The sequence below is a fragment of the Collinsella aerofaciens genome (genome assembly GCF_018785245.1).
Lineage (GTDB): Bacteria > Actinomycetota > Coriobacteriia > Coriobacteriales > Coriobacteriaceae > Collinsella > Collinsella aerofaciens_AD.
This window is the reverse complement of sequence record NZ_WQPL01000002.1, coordinates 1-16,873: the sequence shown is the minus strand read 5'-3', so window position 1 is coordinate 16,873 and position 16,873 is coordinate 1. Positions and strand designations below refer to the sequence as shown.

The 16,873-nt window shown below is 60.3% G+C and carries 13 protein-coding genes; 7 read left to right on the top strand and 6 right to left on the bottom strand.

Annotated features, from left to right (window positions below):
* The first annotated feature begins 127 nt into the window (after window positions 1-127).
* Both GPK39_RS00340 and GPK39_RS00335 read left to right on the top strand, forming a co-directional pair.
* Window positions 128-3,937, top strand: a complete 3,810-nt coding sequence (locus tag GPK39_RS00340) for a DUF4430 domain-containing protein (RefSeq protein ID WP_215673350.1) — start codon at window positions 128-130, stop codon at window positions 3,935-3,937.
* A complete protein-coding gene (locus GPK39_RS00335) occupies window positions 3,927-4,835 on the top strand; it encodes a DUF4430 domain-containing protein (RefSeq protein WP_215673349.1) in 909 nt (302 codons plus the stop codon). Before GPK39_RS00340 ends, GPK39_RS00335 begins: the two co-directional genes overlap by 11 nt.
* A gap of 159 nt (window positions 4,836-4,994) precedes the next feature.
* Here the strand turns inward: GPK39_RS00335 and GPK39_RS00330 are convergent, their stop codons facing one another.
* The 3 genes from GPK39_RS00330 to GPK39_RS00320 form a co-directional block, all read right to left on the bottom strand.
* The gene (locus tag GPK39_RS00330; protein ID WP_022095123.1) at window positions 4,995-5,402 is read right to left on the bottom strand and encodes a GtrA family protein; all 408 of its coding nucleotides are present in this window, start codon (window positions 5,400-5,402) and stop codon (window positions 4,995-4,997) included.
* Between the two features lie 218 nt (window positions 5,403-5,620).
* Window positions 5,621-6,016 (bottom strand): GtrA family protein, encoded by a 396-nt coding sequence (locus tag GPK39_RS00325; RefSeq protein WP_215673348.1) that lies wholly within the window; start codon window positions 6,014-6,016, stop codon window positions 5,621-5,623.
* Window positions 6,017-6,094: 78 nt separating this feature from the next.
* Window positions 6,095-8,011 carry a fructose-1,6-bisphosphatase gene (locus tag GPK39_RS00320; protein WP_215673347.1) on the bottom strand — a complete coding sequence of 639 codons (1,917 nt, stop codon included), beginning with the start codon at window positions 8,009-8,011 and terminating at the stop codon, window positions 6,095-6,097.
* 319 nt (window positions 8,012-8,330) lie between these two features.
* Here GPK39_RS00320 and GPK39_RS00315 point away from each other — a divergent pair, with 319 nt between their 5' ends.
* The gene (locus GPK39_RS00315) at window positions 8,331-9,221 is read left to right on the top strand and encodes a DegV family protein (protein ID WP_215673346.1); all 891 of its coding nucleotides are present in this window, start codon (window positions 8,331-8,333) and stop codon (window positions 9,219-9,221) included.
* A 79-nt stretch (window positions 9,222-9,300) separates the two neighbouring features.
* On the opposite strand, the gene GPK39_RS00310 is transcribed toward GPK39_RS00315, so the two are convergent.
* The gene (locus GPK39_RS00310) at window positions 9,301-10,392 is read right to left on the bottom strand and encodes a beta/alpha barrel domain-containing protein (protein ID WP_089572116.1); all 1,092 of its coding nucleotides are present in this window, start codon (window positions 10,390-10,392) and stop codon (window positions 9,301-9,303) included.
* A gap of 191 nt (window positions 10,393-10,583) precedes the next feature.
* On the opposite strand from GPK39_RS00310, the gene GPK39_RS00305 reads away from it, so the two are divergent.
* Window positions 10,584-10,754: a hypothetical protein gene (locus tag GPK39_RS00305; RefSeq protein ID WP_215673345.1), complete on the top strand. Its 171-nt coding sequence runs from the start codon at window positions 10,584-10,586 to the stop codon at window positions 10,752-10,754.
* Window positions 10,755-10,778: 24 nt separating this feature from the next.
* On the opposite strand, the gene GPK39_RS00300 is transcribed toward GPK39_RS00305, so the two are convergent.
* Entirely contained in the window at window positions 10,779-11,882 is a 1,104-nt protein-coding gene (locus GPK39_RS00300; RefSeq protein ID WP_215673344.1) for an RsmB/NOP family class I SAM-dependent RNA methyltransferase, read from the bottom strand.
* Between the two features lie 59 nt (window positions 11,883-11,941).
* A complete protein-coding gene (locus tag GPK39_RS00295; protein WP_215673343.1) occupies window positions 11,942-14,092 on the bottom strand; it encodes a class I tRNA ligase family protein in 2,151 nt (716 codons plus the stop codon).
* A gap of 132 nt (window positions 14,093-14,224) precedes the next feature.
* Here GPK39_RS00295 and GPK39_RS00290 point away from each other — a divergent pair, with 132 nt between their 5' ends.
* From GPK39_RS00290 to queA, 3 genes are all read left to right on the top strand, one after another.
* On the top strand, window positions 14,225-14,791 hold the full coding sequence (locus GPK39_RS00290) for a DUF3267 domain-containing protein (protein ID WP_215673342.1): 567 nt from the start codon (window positions 14,225-14,227) through the stop codon (window positions 14,789-14,791).
* Window positions 14,792-14,801: 10 nt separating this feature from the next.
* Window positions 14,802-15,377 carry an epoxyqueuosine reductase QueH gene (locus tag GPK39_RS00285; protein WP_215673341.1) on the top strand — a complete coding sequence of 192 codons (576 nt, stop codon included), beginning with the start codon at window positions 14,802-14,804 and terminating at the stop codon, window positions 15,375-15,377.
* A gap of 70 nt (window positions 15,378-15,447) precedes the next feature.
* Entirely contained in the window at window positions 15,448-16,659 is a 1,212-nt protein-coding gene (gene queA / locus GPK39_RS00280) for a tRNA preQ1(34) S-adenosylmethionine ribosyltransferase-isomerase QueA (protein ID WP_215673364.1), read from the top strand.
* Window positions 16,660-16,873 lie beyond the last annotated feature (214 nt).

The following is a 16,873-nucleotide window of genomic DNA, read 5'->3' as shown; positions in this document are numbered from 1 at the left end:
GTATGCCGCCGGTGTGCATAGGGCTCTGGAGGGAAGGGGGACCCCGATGGGGGAACTCGAACGCAACATGCGCGATGACGTGGGGCAGCTTCAAGGCAACGCTCCAAGTACAGACAGTAGGAGACAAATGGATATGTTTGAGGACGAGTGCCAGCGTGCCTCGCTTCGTCGCCGTGGCGTAATCGCGCGCGGCGTGGCAAAGCGCTGCCTGGTGGCATTCCTGGCCTTCGCGATGGCCTTTGGCACCACGCCGGCTCAGCTGTGGGCCGAGGGCGCCGAGGGCATTGCCGAGGCTGTGGCTCAGGCTGCGACGCCGAGTGAGGGCACGGGGGCCGCGGACGGTACTGCCGACCAGGGCAAGGCCGAGGTTTCGGATTCCGGGAGCGCGCCTGCAGCTAGTGCCGCCACAACAGGGGCGGCAACTGGCGACGAAGGCTCGGCGACGGGGGAGAGCCCTGCCACGAGCGAGCAGTCTTCGATGGCATCCGCTGACCAAGCAGGATCTGCCACCGCGGCTGTCGTCCAGACAGAGAACCCGACAGAAACCGGCGATGTCGCCAAGAAGCAAGTCGAAGTCTCGTTCTCGATTATCGGCACCGATGCCGACGGCAAGGCTCAGACCTGGGTGGCACCTACGCAACTCAAGCTCGACGAGGGCGCGACGGCTGCGGATGCCTTCGTTAAGCTACAGCAGAAGACGGGCTTCAAGGCGGATTACGATCCGAACACGGCATACGGTTTCTACCTCAAAAGCATCACATCCCCGAGCGATGGCCGTACGCTTGCCTTCGATCCGGCGACTTATGCCTACTGGCAGCTGTTCGTCGACGGCGCGTCTTCCTCGGTTGGCGCGAGCAGCGTCAAGCTCACCCAAGGGCAGAAGATTGAGTTTGCCTATACGGCTGGTAGCGCGTCCCCTGTCGTTAAGGACCAGGTTGCCGCAAATGTGACCGTCATTGGTCGCGATGCCCAGGGCAAGACTCAGACTTGGGTCGATAACGCGCAGTATGTGGTGACGTCCGGTTCGAGCGCACTTGACCTTACGAAGGTCGCGCTTGAGGCGAATGGCATCGACGCCGTTGCTGCGGGCTCCTTCATTCTGAGCCTTAAGTACAACGGTGTTGAGCTGGGTACGCCGCTCGATTATTCGACCTATTGGCAGCTGTTCATCAACGGCAAGTCGAGCGACTACACGGCAGACAATGTCACCATCCACGCCGGCGATACCGTCACGTGGTTCTACGGTGGCTGGGGCGACCAGTTGCCGTCCGATTCTGTTCATGCTTCCGTTCAGGTACTTGGTAAGGACAAGGACGGCAAGCAGCAGGTTTGGGCTTCGACGGGCCAGACGAGCCTCAAGGCAGGCTCCACTGCCAAGGATCTCCTTGAGCAGACCGGTCTTACTCTCGATGCTGGCGAATCGTCTTGGGGCTGGTTCCTCAACGGCATTACTTCGCCGTTTGATGGTAAGTCCTATGGCTGGGATGCTGCGACCAAGAGCTATTGGCGCTTCTACGTAAATGGCAAGTTCGCCGACGTTGGCGCCGGTGCCTACAAGCTCCAGGAGGGTGACGCCGTCACCTTTATGTATGGTGCTGACGCCGATGCCCTCCCCGGTCAGGTGCTTGGATCCGCCGATGTTATCGGTCCCGATGTCAACGGGAACAATACGCGTTGGGGCACGGCAAGCAATGTTTCTCTGCCCGAAGGCTCCACGGCCCAGAACCTTATTGAGGCAGTTCTGAAGGCCAAGGGCGTTGCGTACAACGGCTCCCAGAGTGGTGAGTACTGGTTCCTGAATTCCATTACTTCGCCGTTCGATCACAAGCCGTATGGTTGGGATGCTGCGACCAATAAATATTGGCATCTGTATATCAACGGAGAGCCCTCCTTACTCTGCGCCAATCAGATTACGCTCAAGAGCGGCGATAAGGTCACGCTTGCCTATACCACCGATAATTCGCCCATGCCCGATCCCGACAAGATTGTCGTGGATCCGAGCGCGACGACTCCTGATTGGGATGCCGAGTGGGCCGGCTACGGCAACAGTGGCAACGGTTCGACCGTAACGGATGCCAAGACGCCTGCGCAGGCCGCCGGTCTTAAGTGGGCCTTCGATTGGAAGGCCGAGTCTGGTCAGCAGTATGCCAACTGCAGCGAGCCTGTCATTGCTAACGGCTTTGTGTACATCGCGACCGAGAACGAGCTCATTAAGATCGATTCGTCCACGGGCAAAAAGGTTGCCTCTGCGCCGCTTGCCTCCAAGGTGAGCTATACCTCTCGTCCGATCTATACCAATGGCCTTATCATCGTTCCGCTCAACGGCGGTGCGGTCCAGGCGATTACTGCAGACAAGCTGATCTGCAAGTGGCTGACGCCTGGTTTGACGGACTTGACGCAGAGCTCCTGCACCGTCGTTTCGGACGGCGAGTACGTCTATGTAGGCTCGGTCGATATTTCGTATGACGAGAATTACAACGCGACCTACGGCAACGGCTCCTTTGCACGCATTAAGATTGCCACGGGCGAAGTTTCTTGGCAGAACATCGACCCTGCCGAGGGCTATTACTGGACTGGTGCGGCTTTGACGGATAAGTATGCCATCGTTCCTACGAGCGCGGGCACGCTTAAGTGCATTGATAAGACGACGGGCGATGTTGTTTCGACCATGAAGCTCGGCGCTCTCGCGAACGCCGACTGTGTCGCCGATCCGTCCAATGGTTCGACCTTCTATCAGATGACGCACGATGGAAAGCTCCATGTGATTTCGCTTTCGGCGAAGGGCGTACTGAGCGAGCGGAAGACGGTCGACCTGGGCCTTACGAATAATCTGAGCGCCCCTGCGGTGTCTGGTGACAATCTGATTGTCGGTGGGCAGACGGCTACTGGCTCTGCTCTGTCTTTCTATAATCTGAAGACTGGTAAGACCACGATGGTCACCGCTGCCGACGGTAAAGAACTGCGGGCCGGGTTTAACGGTATTGCTGCTACTCCGCTGGTGAGTGTTCAGGGCGGCAAGACCTATGTGTATTTCACCGTTAACAGCGCGGATAGCAAGGATTACGTCAACTACTCTGCTGGTGGTGGCGTGTATCGCTATACGCTCGGCGATGCAGAGGCGACGCAGATTTATGATGCGGCTGGCCATTACCAGAACTGCGACTCTCCGGTCATTGCCGATGCTTCTGGCAACCTGTACTACATCAATGACTCGGGCACGCTGTTCAAGTTGGGGGCCGTTGAGTCTTGGACGGTTGCCTTTAATTCCAACGGCGGGTCTGCTTGCGACACTAAGTTTGTTGCTACGGCCGATGGCAAGCTGGTCAAGCCGGCCGATCCGACGCGCGATGGCTACGATTTCGGCGGTTGGTATACCGATGAGGCTTGCATGCAGGCGTATGACTTCAGTACGCCGGTGACGGCCGATCTGACGCTGTATGCCAAGTGGACCAAGAATGCCGTTAACCCTGGCGGCAATGGCGGCGCTGGTTCGAATGGCGGCGGTTCTGGTACCGGTGCTGGTTCCGGCACTGGCGCTGGCACAGGCTCCGGCTCCGGCACGAAGGGCCAACAGGCTGGCGGCGCTGTCGCCCCGGGTCATAAGCCGACGACCAAGACGACGGTGTCGACCAAGACCGAGACCAAGGACAACAAGTCCGACAAGAAGGACTCCGATAAGTCCGATAAGAAGGACGAGAAGAAGTCTGACAAGAAGTCAGACAAGAAGGACAGCAAGTCCGACAAGAAGTCCGATTCCAAGTCCGATACGGGTGTTGCTTCCACGACCACTGCTAAGAAGTCCTCTAGTGCTTCTGAGCAGGAGACTGGCACCAATCCGCTCGCCATCGTCGGCGTTGCCGCCGGCGTGATTGGCCTCGCGCTCATCGCCGTCTTCGTGCTGACCAAGCGCGGCAAGGGTGACGGTAATGCCCGATAAGCCCAAGGAGACCAACGGGCAACAGCCCGACTCCTCGTTTATCCAGCTCGATGATCCAAAGCAACAGGGCGCCGCTTCGGCGGCGTCCGCCTCTCGTCGCAAGGCGCTCCTTGGCGTTCTGACTGCCGCGTGCACCATTCTGATCGTCGTCTCGCTGGGCTTCGTCCATCCTTCCACAAGCGGTGCCTGGTCCATTGACTGGATCGTTCAGACCGTGACGGGGGAGAGCGTCGTCGCAAAGGACGCCAAGGGGTCTGACTCGACCGCCGCTTCGGGTAAAGCTGGGTCTAAGGATTCCAAATCTTCGGATGGTGCGAACGACGAGTCTAAGGGTTTGGATGAATCTGACTCTAAGAAGGAGTCCGAGTCTTCAAACAAGGAATCGGACAAAAACTCGGATAGCAAGAAGTCCGAGGACCAGGACGGCAAGAAGTCTGGCGATAAATCTGCTGCCCAAAATACGGGAGCCGGTGATACTTCCAATGTGTCTGGTGGTGTTTCTTCGGGCGGTGGCCAGTCGTCTGATGGAGCCTCATCCTCTAATGGTGGAAACGCCTCCTCGGGCGGCCAGAGCGGCTCACAGGAGCCTAGCTACGTTACGGTGACGGTTTCGGTCACATCGAGCGCTGTGGGCAATCCTGTGTCCTCTGGTGGCACCTTTACCTTTAACGAAGGCGCTACCGTCTACGATGCCCTGTGCGCGCTGGGCCTTTCTATCAATGCGCACGGCTCGTCGTACGGCACGTATGTTGCCGCGATTGGTGGTTTGGCCGAGAAACAGTACGGCGGCACGAGCGGCTGGATGTACTCCGTCAACGGCACAACGCCCATGACGGCCTGCAGCAACTACGTTCTCTCTAATGGCGACAACGTGGTCTGGTATTACGTGACAGGCTAGAGGCCTCGACATAGCGCGCCAGACGGGCGGTTCGGACAAACATCCGGGCCGCCCGTTTTTCGTGCGAATGAGACTGGGTCGCCGGGTCTCTCGGCAAATAAAAAACCGGTTGGAACGGGAATTCCAACCGGTTATACGTACAGGCAAATAGTGAATCGACTACGACCGTGCACCCTCGAGGAAGAAGCGACGGCTAAAGTAGTTGTACCAGGTGACCAAGAACGTGGCGATGGCCTTCATGGCCTGGTAGCCGATGCTCAAAAACGTGACGCCCACAAACATGTACAGGTCGTTGAGGCCCAGACCGATCACCGACAGGATGGTGAAGATCGTGAACTCGCGCTTGCGGCTCATGCCCTCGCGGTGGTCGAACACGTACTTCATGCTGAGCCAGTAGTTGACCACGACGGACGTGATAAACGAGACCGTGGTGCTCATCAAAAAGTCGAGGTGGAACAGCTCGACGAGCGCAATGAGCATGCCCCAGTCGATGCCAAAAGAGATAAGACCCACGACGGCAAACTTGAGGAACTGCTTGGTATGAGGTTGTGCCAGTGCCTTGCGCACGTAATCACATCCAATGCGTTGATGAATCGAGCAGAGGATACTTTAGAGCTTTTGCAAGGGAAACGTAAGGTCTTTGCCAAGAACTATACGAACTCGCCAAATTTTCAAGAGCCAATCCGCAAACGTTGCAAATTTGCCCGTAAACGAACGATGCCCACGGACGATACTGTGCTGAGCGCGCATTGTCCGTAGGCATCGTAAAGCTGTAAGATTGCGAGCTACTTGGTCTCGTCGCCCTCCAGGAAGATCTTTCGGGTCACAAAGTTGTAGACCATGACAAGCGCGGTGGCGCATATCTTGGCGATATTGGCCTCGAGTCCCAGGCCGGCGTTGAGTGTCAGCACGATGCCATCGTTGAGCACCAAACCGATCACGGACAGCACGACAAAGATGATGAACTCGCGGCGGCGGCTCATGCCTTCCTTGTGCGCAAACACGTATTTCATGCTTGCGAGGTAGTTAAAGATGAGTGAGATGATAAAGCCGCTGGTGTTGGCGATTAGGATGTTGAGGCCCAGACCGTAGTGGAGCAGATTCATAATGCCAAAGTCGATAACCGTGGCAATGACACCGACGACGCCAAATTTCATAATCTGCGCAAGGAGCTTTTGCATGGTACCTGCCTTAAGCTGGCGCCGAAGCGCCGCGGGGATGACAAACTTAGCAAGTTTAGCCAATCCCCGCGGGTGGTGCTAGGCGCGCTCCTCGATAGCACCGTTTCTATATGCATCGAGCAGCTGGCGCAGGTCCTGGATTTGGCTGCGAATCTTGGCGCCAGTATCGGTGTCGCTCACCATGCGGCGACGGTCTGCTTGGTCAAAACGGTTGGTCTCGCTCTCGATGTCCACGTTGCGCGTGAGTGCCTCGGCAACCGTCGTAAAGGCCCGGTGCGACTTGAGGCGGCAGCCGCGCGAGCTCGAGATGAGCGTATAGCCGGCGATGCCCGTCTTGGGATGGTAAGCGCGGCAGAAGCCGCCATCGATGACCAGTAGCTTGCCCTCGGCGCGGATGGGCTGCTCACCCTTGGTGGTTTTAACGGGCGTGTGGCCGTTGATGATGTGGCCGGTCGGCGAACATGCCATGGGCGCGACGCCAAACTCGCGCATGATGTCGTCGCAGACCGAGGGCGACTTGGTAAGCGTAAAGTATGGGTCCATCGGCTCGACCCAGGTGCTCTTATCGGCGATATAGGCGCGCTCAAAGGTACGCACCAGGCGTCCGCTGGCGGGCGAGTTAAAGCCAATCCACAGGTACCACATCCAGTCGAGAGCGTCGCGGTCGCCCACGCGCCAGGCGCGGCGGGCGATGTGGTCGCAAAAATCGAGATAATCGCGCCCGGCGTGCCAGGTGCCCAGACAGTTCATGCTGCTAAAGGTGCCGTCTTCGTTGAGCGGAACGCAGCCGTGGAAGAGCAGGTTGCCGTTGGCGACCTTGTACATCGAGCCGTGGGAATAGAGGAAATCGATATGGCGATGCAGGTGATCGGCGGTGACAAACTCGGACACGAGCTTGTCGATGATGTGCTGCTCCTGGGGCGTGAGCGTATAGGGGTCCGCCGGGTCGACGGTGGGGAAGTCGTTGGTCGTGAGCGGCCACACGCTGCCGTCGGCGAGCGTGACCGTGCCGGAGTCGTGTTCGATCTTGTCGAGTAACAGGCGGTTGGTCATATCGAACTCGGGGTGGCGCTGGATAATCTGGCCCTCGAGCTTAAAGAGCAGCACGTTGATGGCCTTGATCAGCGGGGTGATGGACTCACCGGCGGTGTAGGTGGCATCGGCAAAGGCGACAAGCTCACGCAGCGAGATACCGTAGTCATTCTCCAAGATCTCGTAGTTGTCGTAGCGTAGGTTGTTGCGCAATACCGTGGCGATGCAGGCGGGCTCACCGGCCGCAGCGCCCATCCACAGCAGGTCGTGGTTGCCCCACTGGATGTCGAGCGAATGGTAGGTGAGCAGGCGGTCCATAATCTTGGCGGCGCCGCCGCCACGGTCGAAGATATCGCCCACCAGGTGCAGGTGGTCGACGGCCAGGCGCTTGATGAGCGAGGCGAGCGACTCGATAAAGTCGTCGGCGCTGGCGGTCTCCAGAATGGACTCCACAATGCGCTCGTGATAGCGCACGCGATAGTTGTTCTCGTCCGGATGCGTGTGCAACAACTCGTCGATGATGTATGCGTAATCGCGTGGGATGGCCTTGCGCACCTTGGAGCGCGTATAGCGGCTCGAAAGCGAGCGGGCAACCATGATGAGCTGGTCGAGCATCGTCTTGTACCAGGTGGGCGAGTCCTCGCGCCGGCTGCGGATCAGGTCGATCTTCTCGCGCGGGTAGTAGATGAGCGTGCACAGTTCGCCCTTCTCGTCAAAGGAGAGCGTGTCGCCAAAAATCTCATCGACATGCTCGCGCACGACGCCCGAGCAGTTGTTGAGGATGTGCATAAAGGCTTCGTACTCGCCATGCACGTCGCTCATAAAATGCTCGGTGCCCTTGGGTAGGTTGAGGATGGCCGAGAGGTTGATAATTTCGGTAAATGCGGATTGTTCGGTGGGGAACTGTCTCGACAGCAGGCGCAGATACTTGAAGTCTTGCGGATTGCGATCGAATGCGACCATGAAACACCTTCCGATATGGTTGGTAAAACTGATAAACAGCGTCAAACGTTTATCAGTATGCGCCGCTTTTGTTTCGATTTTGCGCCAGCAACTGAATTGTCGGCTGAACGGTTTGGTAAATCGATTTAGTGAAGGTAGATGTGTCGGTTGGGTGGAGACGTAGGAGGTGATTTTGCCCATGCTGGCCCATGGCGGGGATGGGGATGTTCATGATAAAGATATTCAATGCAAATGGTTCGAATTGGTAAATAGTGGACATTTGTATCGTATTTAGGCTTGCTGTGCGATAATTTGCGCAGCAATACTTAAGGAGCCTCATATGAGTGATTTTGTCCTGACCTGTGAATCCGCCGCCGACCGAACCCGTGAGTTCTTTGCGTCGCGTAATATCCCTGTCGTGTGTTTTCATTACGAGATCGACGATGTTGTCTATACGGACGATCTGTATCAGTCGATTACGCCGGACGAGTTTTTTGCCCAGATTGCCGCGGGCACCATGCCCAAGACGTCTCAGGTGAGCGTGGGTGAGTACGAGGAGTTTTGGGAGCCGTTTGTTGCCGAGGGTAAAGACGTGCTGCACTTGGCGTTGTCGTCGGGTATTTCGGGCACGTATGGATCGGCCTGCGTTGCGGCGCAGATGCTCGCGGATCGCTATCCCCAGGGCGGCAAGGTGCGCGTCATCGATTCGCTGGCGGCGTCTTCGGGCTTTGGCCTGTTGCTGGAATATGCCGCCGACGTGCGCGATAGCGGGGCTTCACTCGACGAGACGGCTGCCTGGATCGAGGAGCACAAGCTCAACCTGCACCACTGGTTCTTCTCGACCGATCTGTCGAGCTACCTACGCGGCGGTCGCATTTCGGCTGCGAGCGCGATCATTGGCACGGCGCTTAAGATTTGCCCGCTTATGACGGTCGATTGCGAAGGTAAGCTGTCGCCACGTGAGAAAATTCGCACTAAGAAGCGCGCGATTTCCGAGATGGCTAAGACCATGACGGCACACGTGCAGGACGGTGCGGATTATTCGGGTAAGTGCATCATGTCGCACTCGGCGTGCCGCGAGGATGCCGAGGCAGTTGCGGCACTGATTGAGGAACAGGTTCCGCAGCTCAAAGGCAAGATTGAGATCAACAATATCGGTGCTCTGATCGGTTCGCACACTGGACCTGGTACGGTGGCGCTCTTCTTTATGGGCGACAAGCGCGTGGATTAATTCGTTCCATCACGTCACTGCATGATTGCTCAAACGAAAACGGCCCGCCTCACGTTTGTGGGGCGGGCCAAGATGTTTGCTAGCGTTTCTTACCGCGGAAGAAAAAGCCGTGCAGTGACGGCTTGAGGCCGCGGTTGGCGCGATGCTCTTCGACGCGCTCGTGGATCGAAGCGACGCGCTCGATGACTTCGTCGGGAATCGGCACGTCGGGATTCATGTTCTCGACCTGGCTGACCTCGGCGGCGGCGACCTGGTCGATAATGGGCACATCGTCGCGCGAGATGACAGGTGTGGCGTCTTCCTTCATCTTGCGATAACGCTGCATCATGTCGGTCTGTAGCTGCTGGGCCGAAGGCGGCGTCCAGATGATGGCGTTGGCGCCGGCGGCGATGGTTTCACGGATGCTCTCGGGTGTCTTGCCGCCCGGCGCGATGAGCGGCAGGTTGGGGTAGTGCTCGCGCAGTTCACGCAGAACCTGGGGCGTGTTTTTGCCGGCGGCGATGTTGAGAATCTTGGCTCCGGCGCGCACCTTGGCGTGAGCATCGTCGTCGCAGCGAACGACCGTGGCGATGACGGGGATGTCGGCGATGTTGGTAATGTGCTCGACCATCTCGGCAGTGGCGGGGGAGTTGACCACGCAGCCCGCCGCGCCCTGCATCTCGGAGACGGCCGCCATCTGCACGGAGCGCTTACCGGTCGTAGTTCCGCCGCCCACGCCTACAAAGACCGGGCACTCGGCGACGGTCAGAAGCGCCTGTGTAATGGCCGGCTGCGGCGTGAAGGGGTAAACGGCAAAGACAGCATCGGCATTGGAGTTGCGGATGACAGCAACGTCGGTGGTGTAGATGAGCGATTTGATACGACGGCCGAAGAGCGTAAAGCCGCTGGCCTCCTCGATCTCATCGGGCATGCGGAGGGCCGCCTTGCGCAGGCGCCCGTCGATGGGCAGGGGCTCCATGGGGAGTAGGCCGTTGGGCGTGACGGCTACTTGGGGCTCGGTGAACTCGTCTGCGAGCTCGACCTCGGAGAAATCGACCGAGGCGACGATGTCCTCGTGAACCTCGGCGGGCACATCGATGGGAGCTTGGTCGTTTGCCGCGGCAGGCGTGTCGAAGGAGCTGGTGCCGACGAAGGCGTCGACGCGCTCATTCAGGTCGTTGAGGGTATCCATGGAGACTCGATTCTGTGTGATGACGGCCGGCGCGATGCAGCCGGAATTGCGAATGCTAAATCGTTTGACGAGTTGATTTTTCCCCGCCGCGCCATCCGTTAGACCGAAGGGCTGACGAACGTGAAGGAGCTGTGGTGGCGGGGATCGAGGTGCTATCTTGAAAATCCCGTTTATAAGAGAGGTGACGCGGTATGGAATTTTCGGCAATGTTGGGCTCGATTGGCCTATGCGTGGGCGCAATCGTTGCCGCCGCGGTCATCTACTTTGTGGTCACGGCCATTAAGGGCAAAAGGGCCGAGCGCAAGGAGCGCGCGATGCTTAAACAGCATCGCGACCAGCAGGGCAAACGCGCACAGAGATAGCTTGTTGAGTTTTGGATCCGTGCGCTAGCTGCGTTTTCGGATCAGGGCAATGTAGAAGCCCTCAAAGTCGCGGCTGGGTGGAATGGTCAGCGTGCCGGGCATACCGTTGGCGACGGACGAGACGTGGCCGGCGGCGATGGCCTCGGTGAGAGCGTTGCTCTCGATGTGCGGCTCTTCGCCAGCTTCCTGAGCACGTTGCGTTTCACTTTCGCTCGGCGTGCCGTCGAGGGGGATAAGCTCGCAGTCCATATGCTTGTCGAGGGCCTCTTGCAGGGCGTCCTCGTTTTCCTGCGGCATGATCGAACAGGTGGAATAGACGAGCGTGCCGCCCGGTTTGAGGGCCCCCATGGCGCGGTCCAGAAGTGCTCGCTGCGAGCGGGCGCACTTGCCGAGCAATTGCTCGGTGAGGCCGCACAGGCTTTTCTCGTTGCCGCTGATGACGGTGCCCGTGCCGGTGCAGGGGGCGTCGAGCAGGATACGGTCAAAGCGGAAGAACTCGTCGAGCTCGCGTGCGTCGATGCGCATGACGGGCACGTTTTTGGCACCCTGGCGATGGAGGTTCGACTCGAGCTTTTCGGTGCGGGGAATGCTCATCTCACAGGCGGTGAGGTGCGCCTGTCCCTGGGTGAGGGCGGCGATCTGCGTCGTCTTGCCGCCGGGGGCTGCGCACATGTCCAAGATGTCCTCGCCGGCCTGAGCGCCCAGGACCAACGGCGGCATCATGGACGACAGGCTCTGCAGGTAAATCTTGCCGTCGCGGTAGATGTCGAGATCCCACAGGTCGGAAACCTGGGCCTCGGGCAGGATAAAGGCGTCTGGGTACCAGGCGACGGGGTTGTGGGCGATGCCGGCGGCATTGAGCGCCGCGGCGATGTCCTCGGCTGTTGCCTTGAGCGTGTTGGCGCGCAGCGTGACCGGGCGTGCGGCTGCGGCGCCAAAGCCCTCGATCATGAGCTCGGCATCGGCGGGCGCATAGGCGCCGGCGACCGTGTCGACCATAAAGCGTGGCAGGTCGGCAGCGCAGGGAAGGGCAGCAAGCTGGTCGGAAAGCTCGGTGGCAGCAAACTGCCTAAGCTTGAGCTCGGGCTTAACCTGCTTTTTCTGCTTACGACGACGCGGCTTGGACATCCGTCTTTCCTTCCCGTCCCAAATTGACTACTTTCCGGGCACGCCGCTGCTGGCGTGTTTTAGTACTGGCTCTCGTGCTTGCTAAAGAAGTCGAAGCGCGGGGGCAGCGGCTTCACGCGGTGCTCGCCGGGCTTCTCGCCCAGGCTCTCCACAAACTCGTCCGTGGAGGCAAAGATGTTATCCCAGCTAAAGAAGGCGACCGGATCGACGTCGAAGTACTCACAGATGAGCTCGCAGCCGGCCGGCACAATACCGTGCATGAGCACGGTTGCCACGCGCAACTCGGTAAAAGCGTCGACGAGGGCCTGTGTCATTGCGGCGTTTGCCGGCTCACCTTCGAGCTTGTTGGCGGCCTTGGAGGCGTCGCTCCAGCGCTTGTTGGCGGCGCGCAGGTAGTCGTCGCACACGGCGAGCGCGCGGTGCGTCTCGAACTTGTACATGGCCTGCTCAAAGGCGAGAGCTGCCTGCTCGGCAGCCTCGACCACGGTGGCGGAGGCGGCACCGGCGGGGATGCAGCCGTTGCGATAGGGGCTCTCGTCGCCCTCCTTGACGGCGACGCCGTAGAAGCAGCTGCGGGCCAGGCGGTTGAAGACGCCGGTCAAAAGGGCGCTCTCCTTAAGGGCGGGGTCGATAACGCGCTTGTCGTCGCAGGCGCGCACCTCGTTGCCGTCCTTGTCCTTGCCGGTCACGCGCGTGTCGTATGCCTTGGGGCTAAAGCTCACCGGCTTCTCGGACAGGCCGAGCGACAGCCAGTGCGCGCGCATCTGCTCGCAGGTGTAGTGGTTGAGCAGGTCGTCTGCCGGCGGGGGAGGCGTCTGCGAGGACGAGCTGGCCTTTTTGCCCATGTAGAGCAGGTGGTAGCAGGCGCTGACGGTGCTCTGCGTGAGGTCCCATCCCAGGGCCTCCCACATGGCGGTCTGCGCGATGCAGTAGAAGTAGATGTTGTCCTGACCGATAAACTGGTAGATCTGAGCGTCGTCAGAGCACCACCAGTCGCACCAGTCGAGCGAACTGTGCTGGTAGGTGGGCGCGGGGACCTGCGTGGAATCGGCGGCGGGCTCGCCCATGAGGGCGGCATCCTGGGCGGCGACGCCCTCGGTCACGCCGGCGGCCTTGGCATCGCGTGCGAGCACGGTGCGCGTATAGCTGATGGGCGCCCACAGGCTCTCGGGCCAGCACCAGCAGGTGACGTCGGAGACGCCGTCGACCTCGGGCACCGGAACGCCCCAGTCGATGTTGCCGGTGATGCGGAAGGGCACGAGCGCCTTGCCGCTGCGGAAGCGCACGCCACCGTTGGCGAGCACCGCGTGGGCATCGTCGCGCTCCTTCCAGCTGGGGAAGGTGACGGTAAAGCTGCTCTTGTTACCCTCGGGCTCCAGCACGGTGTGCTCGGGAAGCTGATCCTCGACGGCATCGAAGGCCTCGCGGAACTTGTTCTGAATATAGAGCTGTGCCGGCAGCAGCCACTCCTCCATGGTCTTGGAGACCACGGAGCGAACCTGCGGGTTCTGGGCGAGCTTGGCGGTGTAGGCCTTCATAAAGTCGAGGTAGGCCGGAAGGTCGAAGTAGAGGTTGTCGACCGGGCGCAGCTCGGGCACCTCGCCGGTGAGCTGGCTCTTGGGCGCGATGAGCTCCTCGGGCTCAAACTGGTGGCCCAGGTCGCACTCGTCGGCGTATGCCTTCTCGGACTTGCAGCCCTGGATGGGGCAGCGGCCGATCACCTGACGGCCGTTGAGGAACGTGCCGGCCTTGGCGTCGTAGAACTGCAGCGTGGAGCGCTTGGAGATGGTGCCCTGCTCATGCAGGCGCTCAATAATCTCGGCGGTCACCTCGTTGTGAATCTGCGCAGCCGGCTCAAGGCCCGAGCCGCCGTAGATATCGCAGCTGATGTTGTAGTTGTTGAGGGTCGCGGCCTGGCGGGAGTGATTGGACTCGACATACTCGCTAATGGACTTGTCGTAGCCCTCGTTTTCCTTGAGCTTGCGGTAGCTCTCCATGATGGGCGAGCCATAGCAGTCGGTGCCCGAGGTGAAGATGACGTTCTCGCGGCCCAGACGGTCGCGCAGGAAACGGGCGAAGAAGTCGGCCGGGACAAAGACGCCGCCAACGTGGCCAAAGTGAAGGCCCTTGTTGCCGTAGGGCTCGCCGGCGGTAACGATGGCGCGGCGAGGCCAGCTGGGACGGTCGTTCATGGAGTATTTGGATGCCATGGGACTCCTTCGCATATGGTGGGAGCGCGGCCGGGCGCGGGACTCGGCGACGCGGTGGTCAATTCGTGCATATCGTTCGACATTATCGCACATGCGGACGGGTACGTGGCAGGGGCGCTATCCTAAGATGCTATGAATGAGATTTCCAACATACATGCGTTTGAGGACGAGGATTTTCTGCACGCCTGCTTTGTGTGGGGGATGACCGTGCTTGGCGCATTTGCTGTGTGCCTGGTGCCGGTGTTTATGCTGCTGGGTGGGCCCGCGGACCTGGATGCGGCTGACACGGGCGGTTGGACGGCGGTCGTGGGCTGGATGGTCGGCTTGGCCGCGGTCTCAATGGCGTCGTTTGCCGTGCACGAGCTGGTGCACGCGGTGTTCTTTAAGCTGCTGGCGCCTGCGGGCGCGCAGGTGACCTTTGGGGCGAATCGCGAGACGGCGATGATTTATGCCTGCGCCGAGGGTGTTGTGTATTCGCGCCGGCGGTACATGGCGGTTTGCCTGGCGCCGACGGTTGTTGTGACGACAGCGTTTGCCCTGGGGTTTGTGTTTTCGGGCTATCCGCTGCTGTGCTACTTGGCTGCCGGCTTGCATTTGTCGGGTTGCGTGGGCGACTGGTATTACGTGCGGACCATCCTGCGCGACCGCCGCATTGTCGCCTGCGAGGACACGTCCTTTGGCGTGCGCTTTTTCGGGTGAGGAGATGTCGATGAAGCCGTTGTTGCTGCATGCGTGCTGTGCGCCGTGCTCTCTTGAGCCGGTCCGCCTGCTGCGCGAGGAAGGGTTTGAGCCCACGATTTGCTGGACCAACCCCAATATTCAACCGCGCGATGAATGGCAGCGCCGCTTGGACGAGCTGCGCCGGTGGTGTGCCGATGGCGACATCGAGCTCATCGAGGCAGGGGAGGACCGCGATCGCTGGGAGACCGGCGTGGCGCCGCTGGGTGCCGATCGGCCTCGTCGCTGTCGCGCGTGCTATGCCCTGCGCTTGGCCGAGGCGTGCCGCGTGGCCCAGGAGCGCGGGTTTGAGTTTGTGGGCACGACGCTCGCCGTCTCGCCGTACCAGTTGTTCGAAACCTGCAATGATGTGTTGGAGCGTCTGGCTGCCGCCCGCGGTCTCACTCCGGTGATTCGCGATTTTCGTCCGTATTACCCCGAGGCGACACGCCGTTCGCGCGAGCTGGGCATGTATCGGCAAAACTACTGCGGCTGCCGTTTCTCGGCAGTCGAGGCTGCCATGGACCGCGCCCGCATCCGTGACGAGCGCAAAGCCGCCAAAAAGTAGTTCATTTGGGCTGGCAGCCTGCTAGGATGTAGAACGGACTTTAACTATATAAGGAGTATGCGACGTGTCTATGCGTACCGATGATTTTGACTACAACCTTCCCGAGGAACTGATTGCCCAGGCTCCTGCCGAGCCGCGCGATTCCTGCCGATTGCTGGTGGTGGATCGCAAGGGCTCTCAGGCGGGAACGCCGCTAAAGCATGGCGGTACCGTTGAGCACCGCATCTTCCGCGACATCATCGACTATATCGAGCCGGGCGACGTGCTCGTCATCAACAAGACGCGCGTGATGCCGGCCCGTCTTATCGGTCGCAAGGCGGGCTCGGGTGGCGTGGTCGAGACACTGCTGCTCAAGCGCCGCGAGGATGTTGACCCGCTGGGTCACGTTTGGGAGTGTCTGGTCAAGCCGGGCAAGCGCCTGAAGCCCGGTGCTCATATTGAGTATCGCGCCGGTGGCGCCCATGCGCCCGAGGGGGCTCCCGTGGTGCTGACGGCCGAGGTTGTCGACTTTGTCACCGATAGCCGCGGCGGCCGCCTGGTGCGTTTTGAGCCGGCCGGCTGCAATGCCGCCGGCGAGCCGCGCACGCTCGACGAGGCCATTCACGCCGCCGGTCACGTGCCGCTGCCGCCCTACATTACCGATTACGAGGGCGATCCCGAGAAGTACCAGACCGTCTACGCCATGAGGGAGGAGCACTCGGCTGCCGCTCCCACGGCGGGTCTGCACTTTACGCCCGAGCTCATGGCCGCTATCGAGGCCAAGGGTGCCAAGTTTGCCGCCGTCGAGCTCGAGGTGGGTATCGATACCTTCCGTCTGGTGGAGGAGGACGACCCCACGCAGCACGTGATGCACACCGAGCGCTACCACGTGTCGCAGGAGGTTGTCGATGCCGTGCACAAGGCCAAGGCCGAGGGTCATCGTGTGATCGCCGTCGGCACCACCGCGGTGCGCTCGCTCGAGAGCGCGTTTGACGCGGACGCGCCGGTGTCCGATCCGGCTGTGACGGCGCGCTATTTTGAGGGCCGCGAGGACGGGGCCGACACGCTCGGCCGCGGCGACATCGTGGTGCGCGAGAACGCGACAACGCAGCTCTACCTCATGCCCGGCTCGACCTATCACGTGGTCGACGCGCTGATCACGAACTTCCACGTGCCGCGCTCCACGCTCATGATGCTCGTGAGCGCACTTGCCACCCGCGACCAGATCATGGATGCCTACGCTGCTGCTATCGAAGAACGTTACCGCTTCTTCAGCTTCGGCGACGCGATGCTCATTTGTTAGTTACGCGGTTCTACGAACCGCGTAACCAGTTGACGCTGCAAACCCGCCAGAGCGGCAATCTGCCTTTCAACTTCGGCGGCATGACCAAAAGGTCAATGCCGCCTCGTTTCAAGGCACCTTGCTCGCTCTGGCGGGTTTTCGCTCATATGACCCAATCCGCTGTCAAGAGCCACAATGGCCCCGCCGACCGCTTGCAATCGGTCGGCGGGGCCTG

Bases quoted from the DNA above. Each gene is read 5' to 3' on its own strand.
- GPK39_RS00340 (WP_215673350.1), top strand. From the start codon at position 128: ATGGATATGTTTGAGGACGAGTGCCAGCGTGCCTCGCTTCGTCGCCGT.
- GPK39_RS00335 (WP_215673349.1), top strand. From the start codon at position 3,927: ATGCCCGATAAGCCCAAGGAGACCAACGGGCAACAGCCCGACTCCTCG.
- GPK39_RS00325 (WP_215673348.1), bottom strand. From the start codon at position 6,016: ATGCAAAAGCTCCTTGCGCAGATTATGAAATTTGGCGTCGTCGGTGTC.
- GPK39_RS00320 (WP_215673347.1), bottom strand. From the start codon at position 8,011: ATGGTCGCATTCGATCGCAATCCGCAAGACTTCAAGTATCTGCGCCTG.
- GPK39_RS00315 (WP_215673346.1), top strand. From the start codon at position 8,331: ATGAGTGATTTTGTCCTGACCTGTGAATCCGCCGCCGACCGAACCCGT.
- GPK39_RS00310 (WP_089572116.1), bottom strand. From the start codon at position 10,392: ATGGATACCCTCAACGACCTGAATGAGCGCGTCGACGCCTTCGTCGGC.
- GPK39_RS00305 (WP_215673345.1), top strand. From the start codon at position 10,584: ATGGAATTTTCGGCAATGTTGGGCTCGATTGGCCTATGCGTGGGCGCA.
- GPK39_RS00300 (WP_215673344.1), bottom strand. From the start codon at position 11,882: ATGTCCAAGCCGCGTCGTCGTAAGCAGAAAAAGCAGGTTAAGCCCGAG.
- GPK39_RS00295 (WP_215673343.1), bottom strand. From the start codon at position 14,092: ATGGCATCCAAATACTCCATGAACGACCGTCCCAGCTGGCCTCGCCGC.
- GPK39_RS00290 (WP_215673342.1), top strand. From the start codon at position 14,225: ATGAATGAGATTTCCAACATACATGCGTTTGAGGACGAGGATTTTCTG.
- GPK39_RS00285 (WP_215673341.1), top strand. From the start codon at position 14,802: ATGAAGCCGTTGTTGCTGCATGCGTGCTGTGCGCCGTGCTCTCTTGAG.
- queA (WP_215673364.1), top strand. From the start codon at position 15,448: ATGCGTACCGATGATTTTGACTACAACCTTCCCGAGGAACTGATTGCC.